Genomic DNA, 25407 nt, shown 5'->3' with positions numbered 1-25407 from the left:
ATGGCCGGGATCGGCGGCTTGCGCATGATCGTGGACCCTCAGCTGTCGTTGGCCCGGCACGACCATCCGGCGCCGGAGCGTGGCTCCATTGGCGAGCTGGTTCGCGCGGCAGCCGCGAGGTCGCCGGGAGCACCGGCACTGATCGGCGCTAGAGGCTGCATGACCTACGCCGAGCTGATCGATCGCGCCGATCGGGTCCGGGCCGCCTTGACCGCGCGCGGTGCGCGGCGCGGCGACCTGATTGCCGTGCTTTCCGGCCGCGACCTCGATCTTCCCGCTCTGCTGCTCGGCGTGCTCGATGCCGGCTGCGGCTACGTCCCGATCGCGCCGCACTATCCCCGGTCTTTCACCGAGACCGTCCTCGCGGCAGCTCAGCCGGCGCTGATCGTTGCCGATGTCCGATCTCCTCTGCAGCTCGGTGCCGAGTGGCACGATCGCCTGATCGGAACCGGCGACATTCACGACAAGACTGATGTGCCGCCGGTCACATGCGCATCGGATACGGCCTATGTGATCTTCACCTCGGGCTCGACCGGCCGTCCCAAGGGCGTCGTGGTCCGCCACGACAACGTCACGCGGCTGATGGTGGCGCCCGCCTACACCGCGATCGACAGCAGCAGCATCGCGTTGGCACTTTCGCCACCGAGCTTCGATGCCGCGGTGTTCGACCTCTGGCCCTTCCTCGCCGCCGGCGCCCGCATCGTGCTGCATCCGGATGCGCCCCCGACCCCTGACAGCATCGCCGAGCTGGTGCGCCGTCATGGCGTCACCACGACGTTCATCACGACCGGCCTGTTCAACCGCATTGCCGAGGATCGTCCCGAGGCACTCGCTGGCGTCGAGATCCTGACCGGCGGCGAACGCGGCAGCGCCGAAGCCGCGTGTCGGGTGCTCGATGGCGGCGCCCGCGCGATCGTGCATTGCTACGGACCGACGGAGACGGCGGTCTACACGACGGCCGCCCGCTTCACCGCAGACGCCCGCCCGACTGAGCCTTTCTCGATCGGCGGTCCCATTGCCGGAACATCCTGCTACGTGCTCGATTCCGATCAGCAGCCGGTTGCGCTCGGCACGGAGGGCGAGCTCTGGATCGGCGGCGAAGCCGTCGCCGCCGGCTATCTCGGCGATCCAGAGCTGACGCAGCAACGCTTCCGGCCGGATCCTTTCCGTCCCCAAGGACGCATGTATCGCAGCGGCGACAGCGTCCGCATGCAGCGCGACGGCTCGTTGATCTTCCTTGATCGCCTCGACGCGCAGCTCAAGATCCGCGGCCATCGCGTCGAGCCAGGTGCGGTGGCGCGCCATCTCGAGGCCATCGACGACGTTCGCGGCGCTGTCGTGCTGGCCGCGGAGCTGTCGCCCGGAGACGTCAGACTCCATGCTTTCGTCACGACTTCGGTCAAGTCCAACGGACTCGAATCCCAGCTCCGCTCCCGGCTGCAGGCCGAGCTTCCGCCGCCGATGGTGCCGGCGCGGATCGTGATCGTGCCGTCATTTCCGCTGTCAGCCAACGGCAAGGTCGATCGTGATGCATTGCTCGCGCATCTGACAGCCGCCGCAGGCGGCAGCGTCGAACCTCACTACGACGATCGCGATCAGGCGGCGGTCGCCGCCTTGTTCACGTCCGTCCTCAAGCTTGCGCCGGCAAGCCTCGACGATGACTTCTTCGATCTCGGCGGCGACTCGCTGCTGGCCATGCGCCTCCTTGGGCAGTTGCGCACACAGCTCGGCTGGGAAGGCACACTGCAGGATCTCTACGCCGATGCGACCGTTCGCGGCGTGGCGCGGCGCCTCGCCGACATGGCCGCCCCCTTTGAGGCCGGCGTGCTGTGACCGCAGCCTCGCTTCTCGCCACCCTGAAGAGCCGCGGCATCGCGCTGTTCCTGGACGGCGATCAGCTGCGGTTTCGGGCCGCTCCCGGCGCGCTGACTGCGGAGCTGCGCGACGCGATCGCAGCCGATCGCTCCGGCATCATCGCTCATCTGCGCGATGTCTCGCGTCTTTCGAGCGCCGAGAAACGACTGTGGTTCGCCAACCGGCTCGCTCCGGACGAGGCGCCTTACAACGTCTCCGCCGCCTACCGCCTGTCGGGCCGGCTCGATGCCAGCGCGCTCGAAGCTGCGTTCAGCGACGTCGTCGCCGGGCACGACGCGCTGCGGACCGGCTTTCGCGAGATCAACGGTGAGCCGGAGCGGTTCATCGCAGCGCCATCTCCGTTCCGGATCACTCAGCTCGATCGTTCGCAGATCGCGCCCGGTGAGCGGGACATTGTTGCGCGCGATCTGGCCTCCCGCCTCTCGCAACGCCCGATCGCGCTCGACCAGCCACCGCTGTTGAGCGCCACTCTGGTCCGCTTCGCGGATGATGATCATCTGCTCATCCACCTCATCCACCACATCGTCACCGATGGCTGGTCGCACGCGCTGTTCTGCCGCGATCTCGCGGCCGCCTACCGCGCGCGTCTGGCTGGGCAGCCATGGCGCTCTGCGGCACGAAAGGCACAATCCGGGCCATCCGCGACGATTGCGCTGGGCCGCCGGCCGCCAGCACTCCCCGACACGCCCCCGGCGCCGGTGCCGCACGATGCGGTTCGTCCCCAGGGCCGGCCTCACGACGGCCATACGCTGGCAACGCGGCTTCCGGCAGGCCTGCACGCGCGCGTCCGTGCTGTCGCGCGGCAGCGCCGCACCAGCATCGCAACCGTCCTGCTGGCGGTTCAGACTCTGCTGGTCGCGCGTCTGTCGGCGAGTTCCACGTCCATTGTCGCCGTGCCGGCTGCAGGCCGTCGCGATCCCGAATTGGGCGAGCAGATCGGCTTCCACGTCGATACGCTCCTGGTTACGGCGTCCTGCGGCTCGTCGATGCGCTTTACTGAGCTTCTGAGCGAGGTGCATGACGGGCTCGCCGCTGCGCTCGACGCCGCAGGCGACGAGTCGTCGACTGATCCTTCGCACTCGGCCCTGCTCGCCGAGCCCGCGCTGACGAGCTTCGCCTATCAGGCCACACCCGACACCCCGCTCCGGCTGGACAATGTCGACGTCCGGATCATCGGCTTCGAGCGCGGCACCACCCGCTTCGATCTCGAGCTGCACGTCTGGCCACTCGCCGGCCACGCCACATCGGCACTGCTGGAGCCTGCACCGGACAGCGAACTCGCGCTGATCGGGGCGGATGCGGGCGAGCCCGGTGGCCTGCGTCTGATGCTTACGGCGCGCAGCGACAGTTTCACGCGCGATGGCGCGGCACGATGGCTGCGCCGCTATGTGCACCTGCTCGACGCGTGCATTGCTGAGCCCGACAGCCTCGTCGCCGATCTGCCGCTGGACTCGCCCTCCGACCTGCGGACGCAGCAGCACGTCCTGGAGCGGCCGCGTGCGCCGCCCGGTGGCGACACGGGTCTTGCGGCTCGCTTCGAGACCATTGCGGCCGCCCATGGGCAGCGCATCGCGATCGAGAGCAGCGACGGCCGCACGCTGAGCTATGCCGCGCTCGAGGCGGCCAGCCGCGCGCTCGGCGAACGGCTCGTTGCCGCTGGTGTCCAGAACGGCGACATCGTCGGCGTTGTCGCCGAGCGCTCGGTCGAGGCCGTCGTCATGCTGCTCGCCGTGATCCGCGCCGGCGGCGCCTATCTGCCGCTCGATCCCACGCTCCCCGAGGCGCGGCTTGCGCTGATGCTGCGTCAGGCCGGCGTTCGCCATGTCGTCACGACCAGCCCGATGTGCAACGTCCTGATGCGGATCGATGGCGCGCTCCGCATCGTCGTCGCGAACGAAATGGGCGAGCATGCCCGTGCAGCGCTGCCCGCGCCGCAGCTGATCGGCGCCGACAGCCCGGCCTATGTCAACTTCACCTCCGGATCGACCGGCACGCCCAAGGCCATCCTGGTGCCGCAGCGCGCCGTCGCCAACCTCGTGCTCGACACCGACTACGCGGCGCTCACGGCGGACGATCGCATCGCCCAGGCCGCGCCGCTGTCCTTCGATGCCGCCACCTTCGAGATCTGGGGGGCGCTGCTCAATGGCAGCTGCGTCGTGATGGTCGACAAGCAGACCCTGCTCGATCCCGATGCGCTCGCCCGCGATCTGCAGGCGCGCGCCGTCTCGGTCATGTTCCTGACCACCGCGCTGTTCAACCAGGTCGCTCAGTTGAAGCCGGCCGCCTTCGCGCCGCTGCGGCTCGTTCTGTTCGGCGGCGAGGCCGTCAATGCCGACCATGTCCGCCGCGTGCTTGCCGCCGGTCCGCCGGCCCGCCTGCTCCATGTCTACGGCCCGACGGAGACCACGACCTTCGCGACCTTCCATCCGGTCGGCCAGCTCACCGAGCGCGCCGCCACGGTACCGATCGGACGGCCGCTGCCCGGCGTGATCTGCCGTATCCTCGACACCGATCTGAAGCCGGTGCCGGCCGGCATGCCCGGCGAGCTCTGCATTGGCGGCAGCGGCCTCGCCACGGGCTATCTCGGCGATCCGGCCGCGACGGACGCCCGCTTCGTCACCGCGCCCGACGGCGTCAGGCTGTACCGCAGCGGCGATCTCGTGCGGCTCGATCCGAACGACACCATCGAGTTCGTCGGCCGGCGCGACAACCAGGTCAAGATCCGCGGCCATCGCATCGAGATCGAGGAGATCGAGCTCGCGCTCGCGCGCCATCCCGCCGTCGCCGAGGCTGCGGTGATCGTCCAGGGCGACTATGAGGACAAGTCGCTCGAAGCCTTCGTCACACTTTCGGACGCAGCTCACGAAACCTCGGCGGTGCTGCGCTGGCTGCGCCAGGAGCTGCCGGATTACATGATCCCGGCGCGGATCACTCGGATCGGGCGCATGCCCGTCAGCGAGCATGGCAAGATCGATCGCGCGGCCCTGCGGCTGATGAGGCCCGCGGCGGTGCCCGATACCCATGCCGACTCCGCTGACGATCTCGAAAGCGAGATCATCGCGATCTGGTCGCAGCTGCTGGCGCGGCCGATCGGACGCGACAGCGACTTCTTCGAGAATGGCGGCCATTCCCTGCTTGCGACTCGCGTCCTTGCGCAATTGTCGCAGCGCCGCGGCCTCGTCGCGCCGCTGCGGCTGCTGTTCGAGCAGCCGACGCCGCGCCTCCTTGCCGCGGCCATCGCCGAAGGTACGCCCGCTGCTCCAGACACCCGCGAGGTCATCGCCGGCAGGGCCGGCACGGGTGCCGCGCCGCTGTCCTTTGCGCAACAGCGGCTCTGGTTCCTGGAGCGGCTCGATCCAGGCACGGCAGGCTACAACGTGCCGGTTGCCTATCAGCTCGACGGGCCGCTCGATGTCCCCAGGCTGCAGGCCGCGCTCGATCGCATCGTCGCTCGCCACGAGCCGTTGCGCAGCCGCATCGGCGAAAGCGGCGGCCAGTCCTGGCAGGAGCCGCTGGCGCCGATGCCCTGTCCGCTGCGCACAGTGGATCTGCGCGGCCGGCCCGATGCGCTCACACGGGCACGCGCTGTGGTCGCCGCCGCAGCGCTCGAACCTTTCGATCTGACACAGCCCCCTCTGCTGCGCGCCACCTTGATCCTGACGGCGCCCGACCGCGCCGTGCTGGCGCTGGTCATGCACCATATCGCGTGCGACGGCTGGTCGCTGACGGTGCTGGCGCGCGAGCTGTCGCTGCTCATGAGCGGCGCCACCTTGCGTCCGCTGCCGCTGCGCTACGCCGATTTCGCCGCGTGGCAGCGTGACTGGTTCTCCGGCACACGCGCACGCGAGCAGCTCGAGACCTGGTCGGCCCGCCTCGCTGATCTGCCCGAGCTGCGCCTGCCGCTCGACCACCGACGTCCAGCCCGGCAGTCCTATCGCGGCGACATCGTGCCGATCATGATCGACGCGACGACCACGGCGCGCCTGAAAGCGCTGTCCGAGCGCTGCAACGCCACGCCGTTCATGGTGCTGCTCGCGGTCTACGGCGCCGTCATCGGACGCGCCGCCGCGCAGGATGACTTTGCGGTGGCCAGCCCGATCGCCAATCGCCACCATCACGAGACCGAGGAGCTGATCGGCTTCTTCGTCAACACGCTGGCGCTGCGGCTCGACCTCTCCGATGCGCCTTCGCTGGAAGCGCTGGTGTCGCGCGTGCGCAGCATCGCGCTGGAGGCCTATCAGAACCAGGACCTGCCGTTCGAGCAGCTCGTGGAACGCCTGCAGCCCGACCGTGATCCCGCGCGCAATCCGCTGGTGCAGGTCGCATTCGCGCTCCAGAATGCGACCGATGACCGCCTCGTCGTTCCCGACGTCGAGGCAGCTCCGTTCGTCGTCGACATCCACACCACGCGGTTCGACATCGAGACGCATTTGTTCGAACGCGACGGCGCCATCGCAGGCCTGCTGGTCTACGCCAGCGATCTGTTCACAGAGGCAACGGCCGGTCGACTGGCAGCTCAGTTCGTAACCCTGCTGACCGCGGCGCTGGATGCGCCGGATAAACCCTTGCCGTCGCTGGTCGTCGCCTCGCCCTCCGAGCTGCGGACGCAGCAGCATGTCCTGGAGCGGCCGCGTGCGCTGCCCGGTGGCGACACCGGTCTGGCGGCCCGCTTCGAGGCCGTTGCGGCCGCGCATGGTCAGCGCATCGCGATCGAGAGCATCGACGGCCGCACGCTGAGCCATGCCGCGCTCGAGGCGGCCAGCCGCGCGCTCGGCGAACGGCTCGTTGCCGCTGGTGTCCAGAACGGCGACATCGTCGGCGTTGTCGCCGAGCGCTCGGTCGAGGCCGTCGTCATGCTGCTCGCCGTGATCCGCGCCGGCGGAGCCTATCTGCCGCTCGATCCCACGCTCCCCGAGGCGCGGCTTGCACTGATGCTGCGTCAGGCCGGCGTTCGCCATGTCGTCACGACCAGCCCGATGTGCAACGTCCTGATGCGGATCGATGGCGCGCTCCGCATCGTCGTCGCGAACGAAGTGGGCGAGCATGCCCGTGCAGCGCTGCCCGCGCCGCAGCTGATCGGCGCCGACAGCCCGGCCTATGTCAACTTCACCTCCGGATCGACCGGCACGCCCAAGGCCATCCTCGTGCCGCAGGGTGCGGTCGCCAATCTCGTGCTCGACACCGACTACGCGGCGCTCACGGCGAACGATCGCATCGCCCAGGCCGCGCCGCTGTCCTTCGATGCCGCCACCTTCGAGATCTGGGGCGCGCTGCTCAATGGCGGCTGCGTCGTGATGGTCGACAAGCAGACCCTGCTCGATCCCCATGCGCTCGCGTGCAATCTGCAGGCACGCGCCGTCTCGGTCATGTTCCTGACCACCGCGCTGTTCAACCAGGTCGCTCAGTTGAAGCCGGCCGCCTTCGCGCCGCTGCGGCTCGTGCTGTTCGGCGGCGAGGCCGTCAATGCCGACCATGTCCGCAGCGTGCTCGCGGCCGGTCCGCCGGCCCGCCTGCTCCATGTCTACGGCCCGACGGAGACCACGACCTTCGCGACCTTCCATCCGGTCGGCCAGCTCACCGATCGCGCCGCCACGGTGCCGATCGGGCGGCCGCTGCCCGGCGTGATCTGCCGCATCCTCGACGCCGATCTGAAGCCGGTGCCGGCCGGCATGCCCGGCGAGCTCTGCATCGGCGGCAGCGGCCTCGCCAAGGGCTATCTCGGCGACACCGCCGCGACGGACGCCCGCTTCGTCACCGCGCTCGACGGCGTCAGGCTCTACCGCAGCGGCGATCTCGTGCGGCTCGATCCGAACGACACCATCGAGTTCGTCGGTCGGCGCGACAACCAGGTCAAGATCCGCGGCCATCGCATCGAGATCGAGGAGATCGAGCTCGCGCTCGCGCGCCATCCCGCCGTCGCTGAGGCTGCGGTCGTGGTGCGGACCAAGGACGAGGACAAGTTTCTCGACGCCTACGTCACCTTGAAGCCCGACGTTGCGACTGCCCAGCACCAGCAGCACGGGCAGGCCTTCGTGTCCGACTGGCGCGAGCTGTACGAGATCACCTACGGCCCCGCAGCTGATGCGCCGGATGCCGATCTCGCCGGCTGGCACGACAGCTACACCGGCCGGCCGATCGCGGTGGCCGAGATGCGCGAATGGCAGGCAAGGACGACGGAGGCGCTGCTGGCCTTGGGGCCACGCCGCGTGCTGGAGATCGGCTGCGGCACCGGGCTGCTGCTGCGCGGCCTCGCCGATCGGGTGGAGACCTATCGCGGCACCGACTTCTCCCCGCCGGCCGTTGCCGGCACGCGTGAGCTGGCGCGCCAAAGCGGCTGGACCCATGTCACGATCGAGCAGCGCGAGGCCGACAATTTCGACGGTGTTCCGCCACGCAGTTTCGATCTCGTCATTCTCAACTCCATCATTCAGTACTTCCCGGGTCGTGACTATCTGCGCCGTGTCCTCGACGGCGCGTTCGAATGCCTTGCGCCATCAGGGCGGATCTATCTCGGCGACATCAGATCGCTGCCGCTGCAACGCCTGTTCGCGGTCTCCGTGGAGGCCCGGCAGCACGCGCTCGGCGGCCCTGCCATTCTCGCGCGCGCCGCCAACCGCATCCGCTTCGACAAGGAGCTGGTGCTCGATCCCGCCTACTTCACCCGCATCGCCGCCGAGCACGGCGCCGCGGTTCGGCTCGCCGCGAAGCGCGGCATGGCCGTGAATGAGCTGACCAAGTACCGCTACGAAGTGGTGATCGACACTGCCGCCCCGCCTCATCCGGGCTCCGCAGCCAGCATCGCCTGGACGGCCCTCGATGCCGCCGATCCGGTCGCGGCGATGATCGGCGCCGCGCGGGCGCATCCCGCGCTCTGCATCACCGGCGTGCCCGATGGCCGGCTGAGCGAGGATCTGCGGCTGCTTGCCGGCATCGACCCAGAGGTCGCGCCGCCGGCCGAGGCCCCGCATCCCGAGCAGCTCGCCGAGGCCGCGGCCGCCGCCGGCTTCGCGGTCGACTTCGCGCTGTCCGAGCGCGCCGGCGATGGCGTGTTCGACCTGCTGCTTTATCCTCGCGGCGGCGTTCGCCCCGTCTCTCCGCTGGAGGCCGCGCGGACGACGAAGCCGTGGGCCGAGCTCTCCAACGATCCCCTGCAGACCGCGCTCGGCCGCAGCATCGGCCCCGAGCTGAAGCTGCATCTGTCCCGGCTGCTGCCGGACTACATGATCCCCGGCCAGATCGCGGTGCTCGAGCGGATGCCGCTGGCCCGCACCGGCAAGATCGACCGCCGCGCGCTGCCGCCCATCGCGTCCACGCCGGAGCAGAGCGAAGCGGCTGCACCTGCCGGCGATGCCGAGCGCGCCGTTCATGGAATGTGGCAGGAGCTGCTGCAACGCGATCGCATCGACCGCGCCACCAACTTCTTCGACGCCGGTGGCCATTCGCTGCTGCTGGTCCGGCTGCTCCATCGCATCAACAGCCATTTCGGCCGCGACCTCGCGCTGATCGACCTGTTCCGCGCCACCACGATTGCCGACCAGGCCAAGCTCGCCACCCACGAGGCGGCCATTGCGGCCGACAGTCCCGAGGTCGGGGACCGCGCCGAGCGCCGCCGCCACGCGCTGGTCGACCGCAGGCGGAGTTTGCGATGAGCAGCCCTCACGATCAGCTCGGACCAGACGCCGCGCCGGGTCTCGGCGAACGGCTGGGCGTGGCGCCGGCCGAATTGAAGTCGCGCGTGATCGACTTCTACAACGGGCTCAACACCTACCTCTCCGACAGCAGCCTCGACGGCTATGTGCAGTTCTTCAACTGGGGCTACCTGCCGGTCGAGGGCCGCCCGGACGACTGGAGCGGCAGCCTGCCGGCAGCGATGCTCGACCGCCATGCCGTGCGGCTGGTGCTGGAGCTGCTCGGGCCGATCAGCGTCGACGGACTGGACGTGCTCGACGTCGGCTGCGGCCGCGGCGGCACGCTGGCGACGCTCGCCGCGCGCTGCGCGCCGCGCAGCCTCACCGGCGTCGATCTCAATCCACGCAGCATCGCCCATTGCAAGCAGACGCACGGCGATCCGCGCCTGCGCTTCTTCCAGGGCGATGCCGAGGACCTCGCCTTCGGCGACGGCAGCTTCGATCTGGTCACCAACATCGAATCCTCCAACGCCTATCCGGACATCGACCGCTTCTACCGCGAGGTCAATCGCGTGCTCAGGCACGGCGGCCATTTCGCCTACACCGACCTGCTGCAGCCTGGCCAGTTCGGGCATGCCCGCGATTTCCTCGCCGCCAACGGCTTCGTGATCGAGGCTGATCGCGACATCACCGCCAACGTGCTGGCTGCAAGGCGCGAGGCCGCGCAGGTGCAGCTGCGTGCCTTCAACGCGGAGGAACCCGGCGCCGCCGACCCGACGCGCGCCGCTTTGATGAGCTACTTCCTTGCTCCCGAAGGCTCGGAGTTCTTCGATCACATCGAGGACGGCCGCTTCGAATATCGCATCCTGCGGCTGCGCAAGGTTGCCGACTGCATCGAGCTGTAACGAGGCGAGCCGATGTCCGATGACGACGTCTATGACCTGCCCGACAAGGCCGCCGCGCCCGAGGCCTTCAAGTCGCGCATTCAGCGATTCTACGGCTATTGGAACCGGCGCGTCGACAGCCTGCCGTTCGGCGAGGTCAGCCTGTTCATGAACTGGGGCTACCTGCCGTCCGGCCAGGACGAGGCCCGCATCCTGCCGCGGCCCGATGCGGTCAATGCCAGCTCGGTGCGGCTGATCCTGGAGCTGGTCGGCGACACCGAGCTCGCCGGCCGCGATGTGCTCGACGTCGGCTGCGGCCGCGGCGGCACGGTGCACACGCTGCTGAGCTACTTCCAACCCCGCGAGGTCACCGGCCTCGATCTCACGCCAGAGAACATCGCATTCTGCCGCCGCACCGTCGACGCGCCGCGCAGCCGCTTTCTCGAAGGCGATGCCGAGCAGCTGCCGTTTCCCGACCAGAGCTTCGACGTGGTCACCAATGTTGAGAGCTCGCATTGCTACCCCCATATCGCGCGCTTCTATGCCGAGGTGGCGCGCGTGCTGCGGCCGGGCGGCGCGTTCCTGTACACCGACGTGTTCGACCGCGACGAGGTGACGGCGCGGCGCGCCGAGCTGAGCGCCTGCGGGCTCGACGTGCTCAGCGATCGCGACATCACGCCGAATGTGATGCTGGCTCGCGCGGCCGAAGGCGACTCGCAGCTCGAGGGCTTCGGCACCGTGTCGCCTGCGGAGGCCTGCGGTGCCACCGAGCAGTCCGACGCGCGCGTGCTCGACCTCGTGATGGCCCGGCCCGGCTCGCAGATGCAGGTCGCGATGACCGAAGGCCGCCTGTCCTATCGCATCCTGCGCGCGCGCAAGCGCTCGAGGCTGGCGAGCCGGCTGCGTCCTCAGCGCTGATCACCCGTCAGCTGCGCGCCGACCAGACTGGCCAATGGCAGCGCCGGCGGACGCTCATGCTCCGTGATGCGAACGAGCCCGTCGGCGGCGGCGACCAGCAGTTCACCGTCATGCGCCGCCATCACGCACCCCGCCGGCGCATCCGCGGCGGCGTGGCCGCTCGGCTCGGCCCGCCAGATCAGCAGCGGCTCATCGTGGCCGGCGACGAAACACCGCGCGGGCTTGAACGGGCTCAGCGCGCGCAGACGCCGCAGCACGGCCTCCTGCGGCTCTTGCCAGCCCAGCACGTCGTCATCCGGCTTCAGCTTCCCGAAATAGCGCCGCGGCCCCGTTCCCGGCGCCCCGCGCTCGCCGGCGAGCACCGCCTGCACTGCGCCCTGATAGAAGCCGACCGCGCCGTCGCGCAGCCGCTCCTCGACGACGTCGCGATACGGCGCGTCATCGATCGCGATGCGGCGGGTGCGGATGATCGGCCCGTCGTCGAACGCAGCGCTCATCAGATGCGCCGTCTGGGTGATCGCGGGCCAGCCTTCGAGGATCGCCGCGAACACCGGCTCGAGGCCGCGCGCGCCGGGGATCTCACCGGGATGCAGGTTGAGGGCGCCGAGCCGCGGCAGCGCGAGCAGCTCCTCGGCAAAGCGCTCGGGATGACCCCAGTTCACGAACAGGTCGGCGCCGAGCCCTCGCAGCTTCGCCACCGTCGCGGGATCGTTGATCGACGGCCCGACATCGACCAGCGGCAGCTGCCGCGCGGCGGCGCGCCGCTCCACGCCGCTGCCGAGCGTCCCGCGCGGCGGCACGACGGCGCAAACCGTGCAGCCAGCGGCGATCAGCACGTCGGCCAGCTCGAAGCTGGGCACCGAGCTGCCGAGAATGGCGATCCGGGCGCGCTCCATCGCAATCTGCTGCCTTCCATCTGCGCGCGCCTCGCACGCGCCGTATCGACTTAGCGCAAGGCGCGAGTCGGCGCATCCCGTCTCATGACGCAACTTCACCGGTGTCAAACATCGAAGGCAAGCCATCGCGATCCCGCGGCGACGACGCCCGGGCTTTTGCATCCGTTCGTCCTCTTCCTGACAGGAAGAGGCGCAGGGAAGGCCGGGAGCCTGCCGCCCCCATGGCCCCCGTGCAGAGAAAAATGCACGGGGCAGGAACCACAGGTTCGGCTGGGACATCCCGGCCTTCCCTGCGCGATGGTTGAGCGGCTTATACGTGCTCTCCTTGGGGACCGGCTTGATTGCCCCCATCGCGAACGGGTCATCATCCCCGTCCGCTTGACCTCGGCACCGGGAGGCCAGGACCACACGATTTCACCGTCGCAGCGTTCTGTTCGTCCGCCCGGCCGAAACCAGGCTGCAGACCGACGCGCCCACCGCATCTCGGACCCGACGTTCGTGACGATCGCGAAACGTCCCTCTTGGCGGGCCCGGATGCGCGGAAATGTGGATGTGATTTGCCCGACGACACAAGTGATGAGTCCGCGACAAACTGGCACGCCGGGCAGTTGACGCATGGCAGAGATGCGCGGATTGCCCGTCGGGCGGACAGGAGCCGAGATACCTGGATCAACAACTCATAGTTATCGTGAGGGGCGTCACCCGATGCCGGTCACGAGCGCCGACCAGCCAATCTTCAATCCCACCAGAAGTACCACCAGTCGCTGTTCATCAAGGCGGCGGCGAGTGCGTTGAAGGTGCCGACGCCCTGGTCGATATTATCAGGACAATAGACATAGTGCTCCCGCGCCAGCGCGAGCGCTTCGTCGCGGGTCTGCGGCCGCCGCGCGACGCGCAGATTGACGACGTCCGAGGTGATGGCGACGAGCTCGGCGCCGTAGCGGTCGCGCCAATTCCTGAACGCGGCGACGTGCTCTTCCGGCTTCGGGCAACCATTCCAATGGCCCCAGCGCAGAATGGCCGGAACAGTCGTCCAGTCGTCGGTCGCCGCCAGACCGATGATGACCTTCTGCAGCGGCTGTCCGGTGCGATAATCCATGACCACCGACAGGCCGTTCATCGCATCGGTCGTGTCGGGCCAATCGCCGAGCGGCGGCTCGCGGCCAGAGCCGAGCATCGCGGCGATGGTCTCGTCCCGTGTCAATGTGCGCAGCTGTCCGTCCTTGCTCTCGGTCATCGTCGGCAAGGGCATGTCCGGCTTTGCCGCCAGCATCTCCTTGAACTGCCTAATCGCGGCGTCGTTGCCGTCCTTGCTGCGCTGGATGAAATCGTCTGGAAACTTGATCAAATCGGCGTCGCGCAGGATGTCCTCGACCGGCCGAAGCGGCGGGACATAGGGTCCGTTCGGCGCGAACGGCATCAGCAGATTGCCCAGGGACTGGTGCTCGTCCTCGCCGCCGAGCACGACCGGCGTGCCCTGCCCGGCCGCCTTTAGCTCCTGCCATTTTGCCAGTGCATTGTCGCCCGTGGTTTCGATCAGCTTGAGCGGAAATTGCGCCATGGCCTGGCGCTGATACTCCCGCGCAATGTCGTCCGGTGTCACGGCTTGCGCCTTCCATGGAATGGTCGCGCCCAGCGCGCCGGCGAGCAGCCCTGTCAGCAGATCCCGCCGTTGCATCGGACGCCCTTGATTTCTCACTGCGTGATCAGCAAGCATCATAATGTAATGTTCGAGCCGGTTTCTAGGCGCAACCGCGACATCTGGCGTCGCGGGGCGGAAAGCCGGTCAACGTTGAAGGGCCCGCGTCGACCGGGATCCAGCCGGCCGGCATCGTAGCGGAAGCGCTAAGCTACGAGTCTGCCACACACCACGATTTTTGGTTATGGGTCCCGGCGTTCGCCGGGACGACATTGGAGGTTGCCGGACAAGCGGCTTCCATCGGCGATGGCCTTAGTGCGCCGCGGAGGGCAGTTGCTCCTTGGCGGTCGGTACGGCCGCCGCCTTGTCGCGGGTGAAGAAGCGGATCACCATCACGAAGAACACCGGCACCCAGAACACGGCGAGGAAGGTCGCCGTGATCATGCCGCCGAGCACGCCGGTGCCGAGCGCCTGCTGGCTCGCGCCGCTCGCGCCGGTCGCGATCACCAGCGGCACGACGCCGAGGATGAAGGCCAGCGACGTCATGATGATCGGCCGGAAGCGGAGCTCGCAGGCCGTCACCGTCGCCTCGATCAGCGGCGTGCCACGGGCCCTCAGGTCCTTGGCGAACTCGATGATGAGAATGGCGTTCTTGGCCGACAGGCCGATGATGGTGATGACGCCCACCGTGAAATAGACGTCGTTCGGCAGTCCGCGCAGCCAGGCCGCTGCGACCGATCCGATCAGTCCGAGCGGCACCGCGAGCATCACGGCAAACGGGATCGCCCAGCTTTCATACAACGCGGCAAGGCACAGGAAGACGAACAGGATCGACAGGCCGAGCAGGAAGACGGCTTGCGATCCGGCGAGCTTCTCCTGCAGCGACTGCCCGGTCCAGGCGTAGCCGAATCCCTTCGGCAAGGTGCCCATCAGCCGCTCCATCTCGGCGATCGCGTCGCCCGAGGTATAGCCGGGCTTCGGATTGCCGGTGATGCGCACCGACGGATAGCCGTCGAAGCCCACCACTTGCGTCGGCCCGACCGACCAGGCGATGCGCGAGAACGACGAGAACGGCACCATCTCGCCGGCATTGTTGCGCACGCTATAGGTGAGTAGATGCTCGGGCTTGGTCCGCTTGTCGTCATTGGCCTGAACGATGACGCGCTGCATGCGCCCGAGGTTCAGGAAGTCGTTGATGTAGTTCGAGCCGAGGCTGGTCGACAACGCGCCGTTGATCGCGGCAAAGGTCACGCCGAGCGCGGCGGCCTTGGCGCGGTCGATCTCGAGCCGAACCAGCGGCGCCGGCGGCAAGCCTTCGACGCTGAGCTTGCCGAGCACCGGCGAAGCGGCGGCGGCCGCGAACAACTGGTCCTTCGCCGCCATCAGGGCGTCGTAGCCGCGCTGCGAGCGATCCTGCAAACGGAAGCTGAAGCCCGAGGTGTTGCCGAGATTGTCGATCGGCGGCGGCGCCAGCACCGACACCTCGGCATCCCTGATCTTCGCCAGCTCCGGATTGAGCCGCGCGATCAAGGCATCGGCGCTCTCGTTGCGGCCGCGCTCCGACCAGTCCTTCAAGGTGACGAAGGCCTGAGCCGTGTTGGAGCCCTGTCCATAGAAGCTGAAGCCGGCGATGAACGATACCGTGTCGATGCCGGGCGTCTCGGCGAGCTTCTTCTCGACTGTCTTGATCACATCGAGCGTGCGGTTGGTGCTGGCGTCGGCCGGCGTCAGCACGTCGACCATCACGAAGCCCTGGTCGTCGACCGGCAGGAAGCCGCCGGGCAGCCGCCACAACGAATAGCCGAGCCCGGCCAGCAGCAGCACGTAGATGATCATGAAGCGGCCGCCGCGCGCCACGACCCAGCGCGTCGCGCCGGTGTAGCGCTCCGTCACCCGCCCGAACCAGCGGTTGAACCAGCCGAAGAAGCCGCCCTTGGCGTGGCCATGGCCCTTCTCGATCGGCTTGAGCAGGGTCGCGCACAGCGCCGGCGTCAGGGACAGCGCCAGGAACGCGGAGAAGCCGATCGACACCACCATCGAGGCGGAGAACTGCTGATACATGATGCCGACCGAGCCGGGAAAAAAGGCCATCGGCACGAACACCGCCATCAGCACCAGGGTGATGCCGATGACGGCGCCGGTGATCTGCTCCATCGCCTTGACGGTCGCCTCAACAGGCGGCAGCCCCTCCTCCGCCATGATGCGCTCGACGTTCTCGACGACGACGATCGCGTCGTCGACCAGGATGCCGATCGCGAGCACCATGCCGAACATCGTCAGCACATTGATGGAGAAGCCGAGGCTGAGCAGCACGGCGCAGGTGCCGAGCAGCGCGATCGGCACCACAATGGTCGGGATCAGCGTGTAGCGGATGTTCTGCAGGAACAGGAACATCACCAGGAAGACGAGGATCACCGCTTCGCCCAGGGTCATCAGCACCTTCTTGACCGAGGCAGCGATGACCGGGGTGATGTCGTAGGAGACCTCGTATTTGACTCCGGGCGGGAAGAAGCCCGCGAGCTCGGCCATCCGCGTCTTGACCGCCTTGGCGGTCGCGAGCGCATTGCCGGTCGGCGCCAGCTGCACGGCAACGGCGGCAGCCGGCTTGCCGTCGAGCCAGGACGAGAAGGCGTAGGTCAGGCCGCCGACCTCGATCTTCGCCACGTCGGACAGCTTCACGGTGGAGCCGTTGAGGTTGGCGCGCAGCACGATGTTGCCGAACTCCTCCGGCGATTCCAGCTGTCCCTTGACCAGCACCATGTTCTGGGTGCGCTGGCTCGACGGTGACGGCGGCACGCCGAGAATGCCTGAGGCGACTTGCGAATTCTGCGCCGCGATGGCGGCGTCGACGTCCTGCGCGGTCAGGCCGAGCCCGAGCAGCTTGTCGGGATCGAGCCAGATGCGCATCGCGCGCTCGGTCGCAAACAGGCGGGCGCGGCCGACGCCCGGCAGCCGGCGCAGCTCCGGGAGAACGTAGCGCGTCGCGACGTCGCCGAGACCTATCTCGTCGAGGCTGCCGTCGGTCGAGGTCAGCGTGACGAATTGAAGGATGGCGCTCGAGGCCTCGAGAATGACGATGCCCTGCTTGCGCACCGCCTCGGGCAGGCGCGGCTCGATGCGCTTGATGCGGTTCTGGACGTCGACGGCGGCGAGCTCGATGTCGGTGCCCGGCTTGAACTGGGCGATGATCTCGACCTCGCCGGTGGTGTCGCTGGTCGATTCGTAGTTCAGAATTCCGGAGGCGCCGTTCAGCTCCTCCTCGATCAGGCGCGTGACGCTGTAATAGAGGTTCTCGGTCGATGCGCCGGGATAAGCGGTCGAGATCGAGATCGAGGGCGGCGCGATGATCGGGTATTGCGCGACGGGCAGAAACGGAATCGAGAGGATGCCGCCGAGACAGATGAAGATCGCCACGACCCAGGCAAAGATCGGACGTGCGATGAAGAAGCGTGACATGACGGATGGTCTCCGGGCCGTAGCGGCGTTCAGTTCGGAGCGGACGGCTTGTCGGATCCGGAGGCTTTCCACGGCACCGGCGTGACCGCGCTGCCGGGCCCGAACTTCTGGAAGCCGTCGACCACGATCCGCCAGCCCGGCTTGAGACCGTCCTCGATCAGCATGCCGCCATTGAGCGCACGCCCGAGCCGCACCGGCTGCAGATTGGCGCGCCCCTCATTGTTGACGACATAGACGGCACTGCCGCCGGCCGTCGTCCGCTGCACCGCCTGGCTGGGCACGACGATGCCCGCGGCATCGATCGCCTCCTCGATCTGAACGCGGACATACATGCCCGGAAGCAGTTCGCCCTCCGGATTGGGAAACTCGCCGCGCAGAGTGACCTTCGCAGTGCCCGGATCGACGCTGACGTCAGAGAACAACAGCCGTCCTGGATGCTTGTACATCGAGCCGTCATCGAACAGCAGGCGGACCCGCGCCGCCTCGCGCGACACGCTCTTGAGGCGACCTTCTGCGAGATCGCGCCGCAGCTGGTTCAACTCGTCCACGGACTGGGTGAAGTCGGCATAGACCGGATCGAGCTGCTGGATCGTCGCAAGATGCGTCGTCTCGTTGGGATTGACCAGCGCGCCTTCGGTTACCAGAGCGCGGCCGATACGGCCAGAGATCGGCGCCCGCACCGTCGCCCAGTCGAGATTGAGCTGCGCCTGGGCCACCGCAGCCTTCTGCGCGGCGACGTCGGCCAAGGCCTGTCGCTCCGCCGCAACGGCCAGCTCGTACTGCGCCTGGGTGGTCGCCTCGCCCTTCAAGAGGTTCTTCAGGCGATCCTCCTGGCGGTCCGCCTGGTAGAGCACAGCTTCGGCCTTGGCGAGCGCTGCGCGCGCCTTCTCCAACTCGACCTCGAACGGAGCCGGATCGATCCGGTAGAGCACCGCGCCGGCTTCGACCATGGCGCCCTGCTGAAAGCTGCGCTCGATCACGATTCCGCTGACGCGCGGGCGTACCTCCGCGATCCGCATCGAGGTGATCCGGCCCGGCAGATCCTTCGTCAGCGTGACGGGCGCGGATACGAGGTTGACGACACCAACCTCGGGAGCACCGGACACATGCGGCGCAGCCGCGCCACCTTGGTCGCTGCACGCCGCAAGCGTGATGACGGAGACGGCGCAGATCGTCGCGCCGACGGAACGGATCAACTGCTCTTTCAACATGGAGCCCATCTAATAACGTCGCCGGCGCGCGTAACTTCCCGACGGCCGTCAGACCACTCCGATCGCGTGGTCCTGCCGTCCAGGTCGTCGCTCACAAACTTGGCGCGCCGTATACCACGATCGCGAGCCGACGAATTTTCGTGCGGCGCTTACATAGGTGAGTTGATAGCTCACAGCCACCTACTTTCCTCAACAAAACGGCGACTGCGACAACGACGCAGGGATGCTTCGCCCCGGCCGATGCGACCACGCCTGCGCGCATTGTCGCGTGCTTCGTTTTGACGCTGTCGATCCGAACAACACATAGTCCCTGAACGTGAAACGACCACCGGTGGAATACGGATCAGTGCTGCACGACATGATTTCGGATGCCGGTGTCCGTCATTGTCTTGGAAACAAGCGCGACCAGCAGTGCGCCGGGTTGTCCCCGGGATTCGATGGTCTCGAATACCGTCACGATCGGAGCGAGCCGCTAACGGATGATTTACGATGTCAGGCACGACGAAGCTCATCAGTCCGCCACTGACGGCGCGGCCCATTGCTGACCGCCCTTCTTGCGCCGCGCACCTCTCGTGCTCGCGAGCGGATCGAAAAGGCCCGAAATCATTCTGCAACAAGCGCCGATGGCCCTGCTGGCGCCTCGCGACGACACGGCGGACTCGTCCGTTGCTCGTGCTGCCGTCTCCTCCAAAGCCCCACGCGTTGCAGCAGCGCAATGGATGCCTGGATCTCGTCGGAGCCCGGCCGACCTCTCGCGACGCACCAAAGGCCTGCTCGATGCGTTGTCCACCGCTGTCCGCTGGCGCAGCCCGTGCGCTCGTTTGACAGCCTCGCGCCCACTCGTTCTACTCGGCTCCAACGCCGCGCAACAAGCAGCGAGCCGGGAGGACCATCATGAAGCGACACGTGGAAGCGGCGCGTATGGTCTTGACCGCGTGTGAGTACGCCGGTCTCAGTCGCGCAACGCGCCGTGCCGGCCGGCGCTCCCTTCGCGCGGTCGCCGCTGCGGCCGTAGCGGGCCTTGCGATTGTCGGCGTCGCGCTCACGGGCAACGCGCAGGCGCAGGGCATCTGGAAGGACGTGCCGGCCCGGGTCGAGATGTATCCTATTCCTTCGCTCACCTTGTCCGACCGGCAATTCCTGTCCGGCGACGACGGCGGCAAGCCGGTCACCGTGGTCGGCGAATTGCGGATCGCGCAGGGCAGCGGGAGGCTGCCGGTGGTCGTCTTGATGCATGGCTCGGGCGGCGTCGGCGCCAACATCGCGGCCTGGAGCCGTACCTTCAACGCGATGGGGATTTCGACCTTTGCGATCGACGGCTTCACCGGGCGCGGCATCACCACCACCAGCACCAACCAGGCCCAGCTCGGCCGGCTCAACCTGATCATGGACATCTACCGCTCGCTCGACGTGCTTGCGAAGCACCCGCGCGTCGATCCGGAACGGATCGTGCTGATGGGTTTTTCGCGCGGTGGACAAGCGGCGCTCTATGCCAGCCTCGAGCGCTTCCACAAGCGCTGGAATCATTCGGGGGTGCAGTTCGCGGCCTACATTCCGTTCTATCCGGACTGCGCAACGACCTATCTCGGCGATACCGACGTCGCAGCGCGCCCGATCCGGATCTTCCACGGCGGACCGGACGACTACAATCCGGTGCGAACGTGCAAGGCCTATGTCGAACGGCTGAAGGCCGCCGGGCGTGACGTCGAGCTGACCGAATATCCGGACTCGCCTCACGGCTTCGATCTCGGCCTGCTCGGTGCCAATATGCTTGCCGTCGCAACCAAGGCGCAGACCGTGCGCAACTGCCGCATCAAGGAAGGCGAAGGCGGTGTGCTGATGAACGCCGACACGCAGCAGCCGTTCACCTATCAGGATGCCTGTGTCGAGCTGGACCCGCATGTCGGCGGCAATCCGGCCACCGCCGAGGCAGCGCGACAGGCTGTGACGGATTTTCTGCGGGCGCTGCTCAAGTTGTCGTGAGCAAAAATAGAACGATTTGGATCAATTATTGAGGTGACGGATCGAACGGATCGTGTGTTGCTGCGTTGTCGCTCGCTTTTCGACGATGAAACGGAGCCCGATGATGCGCGCCTCTCGCCTTGCAATCCCCACTTTGCTCACCGCCCTCGCGCTGGGCGGCGCAGCCCATGGCGCGCCCGCCTCGCCGTTCCGGGCGCTGGAGGGCTCCTGGACCGGCGGCGGAGTGATCAACCTGTCCGACGGCAACCAGGAGCGGCTGCGCTGCCGGGCGGCTTACGACGTCGGCGGTGCCGGAGAGCAGTTGCGCCTCAACATCCGCTGCGCCAGCGACAGCTACAACATCGATCTCTCCAGCGACGTCGCCTATCGCGGCGGCGAGATTTCCGGCCAATGGAGCGAGGCGAGCCACAACGCGTCGGGCACCATCGAGGGCCGCGCCGTTGGCAACCGCATCGAGGCCCAGGCGCGCGGCCAGACCTTCTCGGCCGGCCTGGCGCTGACGACCAGCGGCAAGCGGCAGACGGTGTCGATTCGCCCGGCGGGCACTGACATCAGGGGCGTCGACCTGGAGCTGGCGCGCAGATAAGCACTCAGGTTGCCGCGACGTTCGCCGCCCGGATGAGCGAAGCGACACTCCGTTCAAAGCGCGCCGATGTCCTTCAGGCACGCCTGGGCCACCGTCATGCGCGCTTCGACGTGACGTGGCTCGGGGCAATCCATGTTGAGCGCGAACACGGTCGGCTGGTCACCCTTGTCGACCCAGCCGACCATCCAGCCGAGCGCGCCCTGCTCCTTGCCGAGCAATCCCGATTTGTAGTGGATGACGGCGTCGCCGACCTTGGTGACGGGGATGATGTCGCGCGTCAGATCCTGGCTGCGCTTGGCCACCGGCAATGCGCCGCGCCGCAGGCGGTCGATGAAATCGACCTGCTCGACGGGATCGATGCGAAGCGCACCGGACAGCCAGAACTGATCGATGCTGCCGCCGATGTCGTGATTGCCGTAGTCCAATTCCTCGAGATATTTCTGCATCCGTTCAGGACCGATGCGCCGCGCGATCTCCTGAAAGACCGGCACGGCCGACACTGCGATCGCGCTGCGCAGCGTATGGTCCTTATTCCAGGCCTCGATCGATCTCGTGACGCCGTCCCATTTGAACACGTCCTTGTCGGGGTCGGCGACGACGCCGGTCTCAAGCGCGATCAGCGAATTGGCGATCTTGAACGTCGAGGCGGGCAGCCTCGCCTCGCCCGAGCGCTCGGTGTCGCTGGCGATGATGAGATACTCCTCCACCTTGTAGGCGAGGAACGTGCCCTTGGTGGCTGCCTCGGTGAAGCGCTCGGCGAGCGCGCCGCGGATCTCGTTGCGCGGCGGCGCCACATGCGCGAAGGCGCGCGCGGGCAACAGGCTTGCGCCGGCCAGCAGGCCGAGCGCATGGCGGCGGCTCATGATGGGCATCGCGTCATCTCTCCGTCGATTCCACCCCTGCCTATCACAGGGCGATGACCATCGAGGCATGACGGAGATCACAATGCGGCGCGCTCAGCGCATCGGCCGCGACAAATTGAGTACGAACACCAGCACCTCGGCGACGGCCTTGTAGAGCTCCTCGGGAATCTCGTCGCCGAGCTCGACATTGGAGAGCGCGCCGGCCAGCACCTCGTTCTCCTCGATCGGGATGTCGTGCGCCTTGGCAACCTCGATGATCTTGGCGCCGATCGTGCCCTTGCCCTTGGCGACGACGCGCGGCGCGCCCTGGCCCTTGTCGTAATGCAGCGCGACGGCGAGCTGGGTCTTGCTGGCGGCCTTCACGTCGATGCTCATAGCGCGCGATCCAGGAAATGGCCGGCCTTCGGCGGCATCACCGCCGGCGGCGCGCCGTCCTGCACCACGAGATCGCCCGGCGACAGCTCGGCGCGGCTGAGCGCCTGGCCGAGATCGGACAGGCCCGCGCGCAGCCGCGCGGCGGTGACCGGGCGCTCGGCCCACATCCGCACGGAGGTCCGCTCGGCGCTGAACGAGATCAGTGCATGCACGGGACCGGCCGGCTCGACGTCGAGCGAGAAGCGCGCGCGCCAGACCCGCTTGGCGGCATCGGGCGCCTGCGTGCCGCCGTCGCGCGAGATCTCGAACTGCGCCATCGCCGTGCCCTGCGGGGTGGCGAAGGGAATCTCGAAATTCCAGCGCGGCAACGTGGAATCGGCACGCGCGGTCGAGGCATCCGGGCGATCCGGGAGCGAGGCGACCTGCAGCAGCGTCTGCCGCGACAGCGCCTGATCGGTCTCGTCGAGCAGCCGGTGCGCGATTGCCGGCAGCGGCATGTCGGAACCGAGCGTCGGCGTCGCCACGTGCTGCGGCACCGGCGCGCCGCCACGGAATGGCGGGGGCGGCGTGTTGGTGCGGACGACGGCGTCGCCGCGGCCATTGGTGTTGCGTCCGGGAAGAAGGCCGGCGGCGCGCGGGATCTGCTGCTGCGCCTCCTGCAGAACGGCCAGCACCGCGCCGGGGGTCAGCGACTGCGCCTTGGCGCCCGTCAAGGTCTCGATCAGGGCCGAGCCGGTGAGGCCGGCCGACGTGACGTCGGCCCGGCCCATGCCGGTGGCCCAGGGCTGCGGGGGCAGCTCGATGTCGATATCCGGCACCAGCGTGGGCGCCGCATTCTGTTGCTGCGCGGCGGCGGCGCGGCCGGCTTCCGACAGCGCCGAGGCGTAGGAGGCGCCGGGCGACGGCGTCGTCGATCCGGTGGCGCCGGGATCGACGGTCTGCAGCACCGACGCCAGCGTCTGGCGCAGCACGATCAGCGCCGCCTTGAGGTCGGGCCCCCCGGCACCGGCGCTGCCGCTCGCCAGTGAGGATTCCAGGAACAGGCCGGAATTGCGCACCGCGCTCTGCACGTCCTGCGCCGTCAGCTCCGGCGACAGCAGCGTCTGCTGCGCCAGCACCTGCGCAACGGCCGCACGCAGCGCCGGCGGAAGAGTCGGCGAGTCGGCCACGGCCTGGAGATCGGCGAACAACGGCCCCTGGCTGCCCTGGCGGGTCGCCGCCTCCTCGCTGGCGATCGACACCGCGAGCCGCTCGAGACCGCTGAGCGGATCGGGAGGCGGCGCCAGCGTCGGCGCGAGGCGGCCGGTGACGTCGACGACGGTGGCAGCGGGTGTCGGGGTGCCGCTCGTGCCGGTCGCGGCGCCGCTGCCCTGCCCGACGATCGCGAGCTGCAGGCCCTGCGCGGTCTGCGACACCGCGACCTGCACGGACTGGCCGGCCTGCAGCGGCAGCTCGCTGGCGAGCTCCATCGACAGGTTTCCGATCGCGATCTGGACCAGATTCTCGGCGAGCACCTGCTGCACCCTGGCACTGAGCAGCGCACCGGCCTGCAGCGTGGTCGCTCCCGCCACCGTGGTTCCGGACGGCGAATTGCCGACGCCGCGGACGGCGCTCACGGAAGGCGGCGGGGTGACACTCTGGACCATGCGCGTACTCGGGTTACGCGCACAGCCTAGCCGCTCGCCCTAAACCCGGCGTTAACCGGCCTCAGTGCGACGCGCCGAGCTCCTGGAGGATGCGAACAGCGGCCTGATAGTCGATCTGCTTGGCGGCGCGGCGGCTCATCGCCTCCTCGTCGGCCCCCCATTGCGCCACGTTCCAGTCCTCGTCGACATGGGCGGCCGCCCAGACCTGGCCGGCATCGCGCACGCCGTGCACCAGCGCCAGCGCCAGCAGCGCCGAGCCGGTCAAGGTCGTGACCACATGGGCAGCGGCGACCGTCCAGGGGCCCGTCGGCAGCGCGCTCCGCGCCGCCTGCACGGCAGCGTCGGGCTGGCTGACATGCATGACGCCCTCGGACAGAATGAAATGCGCGCCGAGATTGTCGCGCACCCAGTCCAGCACGGGGTCCCAATGCTCGGCCTCGCGGGCCACCAGCGCTTCCGGGTTTGCCGCGCGATAGAACAGCAGATCGGACTGGAGGTATTTGGCGATGTCCTCGCGCACGTCCTCGACGCGATCCACCACCGACTGCACCACGCTGTTGGCGAACCGCGTCAGCGGCATCTTGGTGGGATCGATGCTCTCGCCTTGGGCCTGCCATTCCGCGGCGACGGCTTCCGCGAGCTCCTTGACGGGGACGACGACGAGCCGGCCCGAGGGCGTGCGGATCGGCCGTCCGTCGAGCGTCACATGGAAGCCGCCATCGGCCGCGGCAATACCGGCCTCCTTGTAGAAGCGCTTGCGCAGCGGCGCGCGCATCGCCTGGCGCGCCGATTCCTGCGGATCGAGCGGCGACCGGCCGGCGACTTCGTCAAACAATTCACGCATGGGAATTCCGGCCCTCTCACGGGGGAAGATTACACAGGATCCGTGGTTTGCGCGGTAGATAAACCCTGTCCATCCGAAATGCGAGCTGCCGATGCGTGCCCCGCTCTCCGTCCTGATCCTGCTCGGCAGCGCCATCCCGGCCGCCGCCGGCTTCGGCACACCGGAATCGCTGGTGCGCAACGTCTATGCGCATTACGGCCGGGGGTCGCCGGAGCTGTCGGCGGGCCTGCCGCGAACGCCCGAGGCCGCGCGGCAGTTCTTCGACCCGAGCCTCGCCCGGGCCTGGACGGCGCCGCGGCGCGAGCCCTACGACTTCCTGGTGCAGAGCCCGCGCTGGAAGCTCGGGCCGGTGGCAATCTCGATTCTGCGCAAGCAGTTCGACAAGACCTATGTCGCGGCGAGCTTCGACAACCAGGGCCGGCGCGTGACGATGAACTTCATCGTGGTGAAGGGGGCGGACGGCTGGGTCATCCTGGACGTGGAGACGCCGCACGATTCGCTGAAGCTGTTCCTGGATCAGTTCAGGAGGTGAGGCGCGTAGATGGGGTAACGGGCCGACCACCCGAGCGTCCCGCTCGCTACGGCGCGATTTGGAAGCGCGCT

Annotated in this window: 15 protein-coding genes; 7 read left to right on the top strand and 8 right to left on the bottom strand. The window is 68.2% G+C overall.

The genetic code is table 11. The features are described 5' to 3' along the window. The 4 genes from HL666_RS22585 to HL666_RS22570 are packed head-to-tail and all read left to right on the top strand — an operon-like array spanning nucleotide 1 to nucleotide 11305. Entirely contained in the window at nucleotides 1-1833 is a 1833-nt protein-coding gene (locus HL666_RS22585) for an amino acid adenylation domain-containing protein (protein WP_311976179.1), read from the top strand. Then, nucleotides 1830-9524, top strand: a complete 7695-nt coding sequence (locus tag HL666_RS22580; protein ID WP_172183714.1) for a non-ribosomal peptide synthetase — start codon at nucleotides 1830-1832, stop codon at nucleotides 9522-9524. Before HL666_RS22585 ends, HL666_RS22580 begins: the two co-directional genes overlap by 4 nt. After that, nucleotides 9521-10408: a class I SAM-dependent methyltransferase gene (locus HL666_RS22575; RefSeq protein ID WP_172183713.1), complete on the top strand. Its 888-nt coding sequence runs from the start codon at nucleotides 9521-9523 to the stop codon at nucleotides 10406-10408. Before HL666_RS22580 ends, HL666_RS22575 begins: the two co-directional genes overlap by 4 nt. 12 nt (nucleotides 10409-10420) lie before the next feature. Beyond that, on the top strand, nucleotides 10421-11305 hold the full coding sequence (locus HL666_RS22570) for a class I SAM-dependent methyltransferase (RefSeq protein WP_172134728.1): 885 nt from the start codon (nucleotides 10421-10423) through the stop codon (nucleotides 11303-11305). Here the strand turns inward: HL666_RS22570 and HL666_RS22565 are convergent. From HL666_RS22565 to HL666_RS22550, 4 genes are all read right to left on the bottom strand, one after another. Next, nucleotides 11296-12201: a methionyl-tRNA formyltransferase gene (locus HL666_RS22565; protein WP_172183711.1), complete on the bottom strand. Its 906-nt coding sequence runs from the start codon at nucleotides 12199-12201 to the stop codon at nucleotides 11296-11298. The two genes, HL666_RS22570 and HL666_RS22565, sit on opposite strands and share 10 nt — an antisense overlap. 736 nt (nucleotides 12202-12937) lie before the next feature. Then, nucleotides 12938-13879: a DUF4253 domain-containing protein gene (locus HL666_RS22560; protein ID WP_210262041.1), complete on the bottom strand. Its 942-nt coding sequence runs from the start codon at nucleotides 13877-13879 to the stop codon at nucleotides 12938-12940. A 273-nt stretch (nucleotides 13880-14152) separates the two neighbouring features. Beyond that, nucleotides 14153-17296 (bottom strand): multidrug efflux RND transporter permease subunit, encoded by a 3144-nt coding sequence (locus tag HL666_RS22555; RefSeq protein ID WP_172134732.1) that lies wholly within the window; start codon nucleotides 17294-17296, stop codon nucleotides 14153-14155. Between the two features lie 29 nt (nucleotides 17297-17325). After that, nucleotides 17326-18507, bottom strand: a complete 1182-nt coding sequence (locus tag HL666_RS22550; RefSeq protein ID WP_172115564.1) for an efflux RND transporter periplasmic adaptor subunit — start codon at nucleotides 18505-18507, stop codon at nucleotides 17326-17328. 894 nt (nucleotides 18508-19401) lie between these two features. Here HL666_RS22550 and HL666_RS22545 point away from each other — a divergent pair. After that, entirely contained in the window at nucleotides 19402-20490 is a 1089-nt protein-coding gene (locus HL666_RS22545; protein ID WP_246741608.1) for a dienelactone hydrolase family protein, read from the top strand. Nucleotides 20491-20590: 100 nt separating this feature from the next. Continuing rightward, nucleotides 20591-21076, top strand: a complete 486-nt coding sequence (locus tag HL666_RS22540; RefSeq protein WP_172115566.1) for a hypothetical protein — start codon at nucleotides 20591-20593, stop codon at nucleotides 21074-21076. Nucleotides 21077-21129: 53 nt separating this feature from the next. Here the strand turns inward: HL666_RS22540 and blaOXA are convergent, their stop codons facing one another. The 4 genes from blaOXA to HL666_RS22520 form a co-directional block, all read right to left on the bottom strand. After that, nucleotides 21130-21948, bottom strand: coding sequence for an OXA-1091 family oxacillin-hydrolyzing class D beta-lactamase (blaOXA, locus tag HL666_RS22535; RefSeq protein ID WP_172183708.1), 819 nt, complete (start codon nucleotides 21946-21948; stop codon nucleotides 21130-21132). 84 nt (nucleotides 21949-22032) lie between these two features. Then, nucleotides 22033-22314: an EscU/YscU/HrcU family type III secretion system export apparatus switch protein gene (locus HL666_RS22530; RefSeq protein ID WP_172115570.1), complete on the bottom strand. Its 282-nt coding sequence runs from the start codon at nucleotides 22312-22314 to the stop codon at nucleotides 22033-22035. Beyond that, nucleotides 22311-23960 carry a flagellar hook-length control protein FliK gene (gene fliK / locus HL666_RS22525; RefSeq protein ID WP_172183707.1) on the bottom strand — a complete coding sequence of 550 codons (1650 nt, stop codon included), beginning with the start codon at nucleotides 23958-23960 and terminating at the stop codon, nucleotides 22311-22313. The genes HL666_RS22530 and fliK overlap by 4 nt, the downstream gene beginning before the upstream one ends. Before the next feature lie 61 nt (nucleotides 23961-24021). Continuing rightward, on the bottom strand, nucleotides 24022-24804 hold the full coding sequence (locus HL666_RS22520) for an ATP12 family chaperone protein (RefSeq protein WP_172183705.1): 783 nt from the start codon (nucleotides 24802-24804) through the stop codon (nucleotides 24022-24024). A gap of 91 nt (nucleotides 24805-24895) precedes the next feature. On the opposite strand from HL666_RS22520, the gene HL666_RS22515 reads away from it, so the two are divergent. Continuing rightward, complete coding sequence (locus HL666_RS22515; RefSeq protein WP_172183704.1) at nucleotides 24896-25336, top strand: hypothetical protein; 441 nt, start codon at nucleotides 24896-24898, stop codon at nucleotides 25334-25336. The last annotated feature ends 71 nt before the right edge of the window (nucleotides 25337-25407 follow it).

Source organism: Bradyrhizobium aeschynomenes, from assembly GCF_013178945.1.
Lineage (GTDB): Bacteria > Pseudomonadota > Alphaproteobacteria > Rhizobiales > Xanthobacteraceae > Bradyrhizobium > Bradyrhizobium aeschynomenes.
The sequence above is the reverse complement of the archived record's forward strand: the minus strand, read 5'-3'. Positions and strand labels throughout refer to the sequence as shown.

Coding starts and splice junctions, on each gene's coding strand:
- HL666_RS22585 (WP_311976179.1), top strand. CDS start 1: ATGGCCGGGATCGGCGGCTTGCGCATGATCGTGGACCCTCAGCTGTCG.
- HL666_RS22575 (WP_172183713.1), top strand. CDS start 9,521: ATGAGCAGCCCTCACGATCAGCTCGGACCAGACGCCGCGCCGGGTCTC.
- HL666_RS22570 (WP_172134728.1), top strand. CDS start 10,421: ATGTCCGATGACGACGTCTATGACCTGCCCGACAAGGCCGCCGCGCCC.
- HL666_RS22565 (WP_172183711.1), bottom strand. CDS start 12,201: ATGGAGCGCGCCCGGATCGCCATTCTCGGCAGCTCGGTGCCCAGCTTC.
- HL666_RS22560 (WP_210262041.1), bottom strand. CDS start 13,879: ATGCAACGGCGGGATCTGCTGACAGGGCTGCTCGCCGGCGCGCTGGGC.
- HL666_RS22555 (WP_172134732.1), bottom strand. CDS start 17,296: ATGTCACGCTTCTTCATCGCACGTCCGATCTTTGCCTGGGTCGTGGCG.
- HL666_RS22550 (WP_172115564.1), bottom strand. CDS start 18,507: ATGTTGAAAGAGCAGTTGATCCGTTCCGTCGGCGCGACGATCTGCGCC.
- HL666_RS22545 (WP_246741608.1), top strand. CDS start 19,402: ATGAAGCGACACGTGGAAGCGGCGCGTATGGTCTTGACCGCGTGTGAG.
- HL666_RS22540 (WP_172115566.1), top strand. CDS start 20,591: ATGATGCGCGCCTCTCGCCTTGCAATCCCCACTTTGCTCACCGCCCTC.
- blaOXA (WP_172183708.1), bottom strand. CDS start 21,948: ATGCCCATCATGAGCCGCCGCCATGCGCTCGGCCTGCTGGCCGGCGCA.
- HL666_RS22530 (WP_172115570.1), bottom strand. CDS start 22,314: ATGAGCATCGACGTGAAGGCCGCCAGCAAGACCCAGCTCGCCGTCGCG.
- fliK (WP_172183707.1), bottom strand. CDS start 23,960: ATGGTCCAGAGTGTCACCCCGCCGCCTTCCGTGAGCGCCGTCCGCGGC.
- HL666_RS22520 (WP_172183705.1), bottom strand. CDS start 24,804: ATGCGTGAATTGTTTGACGAAGTCGCCGGCCGGTCGCCGCTCGATCCG.
- HL666_RS22515 (WP_172183704.1), top strand. CDS start 24,896: ATGCGTGCCCCGCTCTCCGTCCTGATCCTGCTCGGCAGCGCCATCCCG.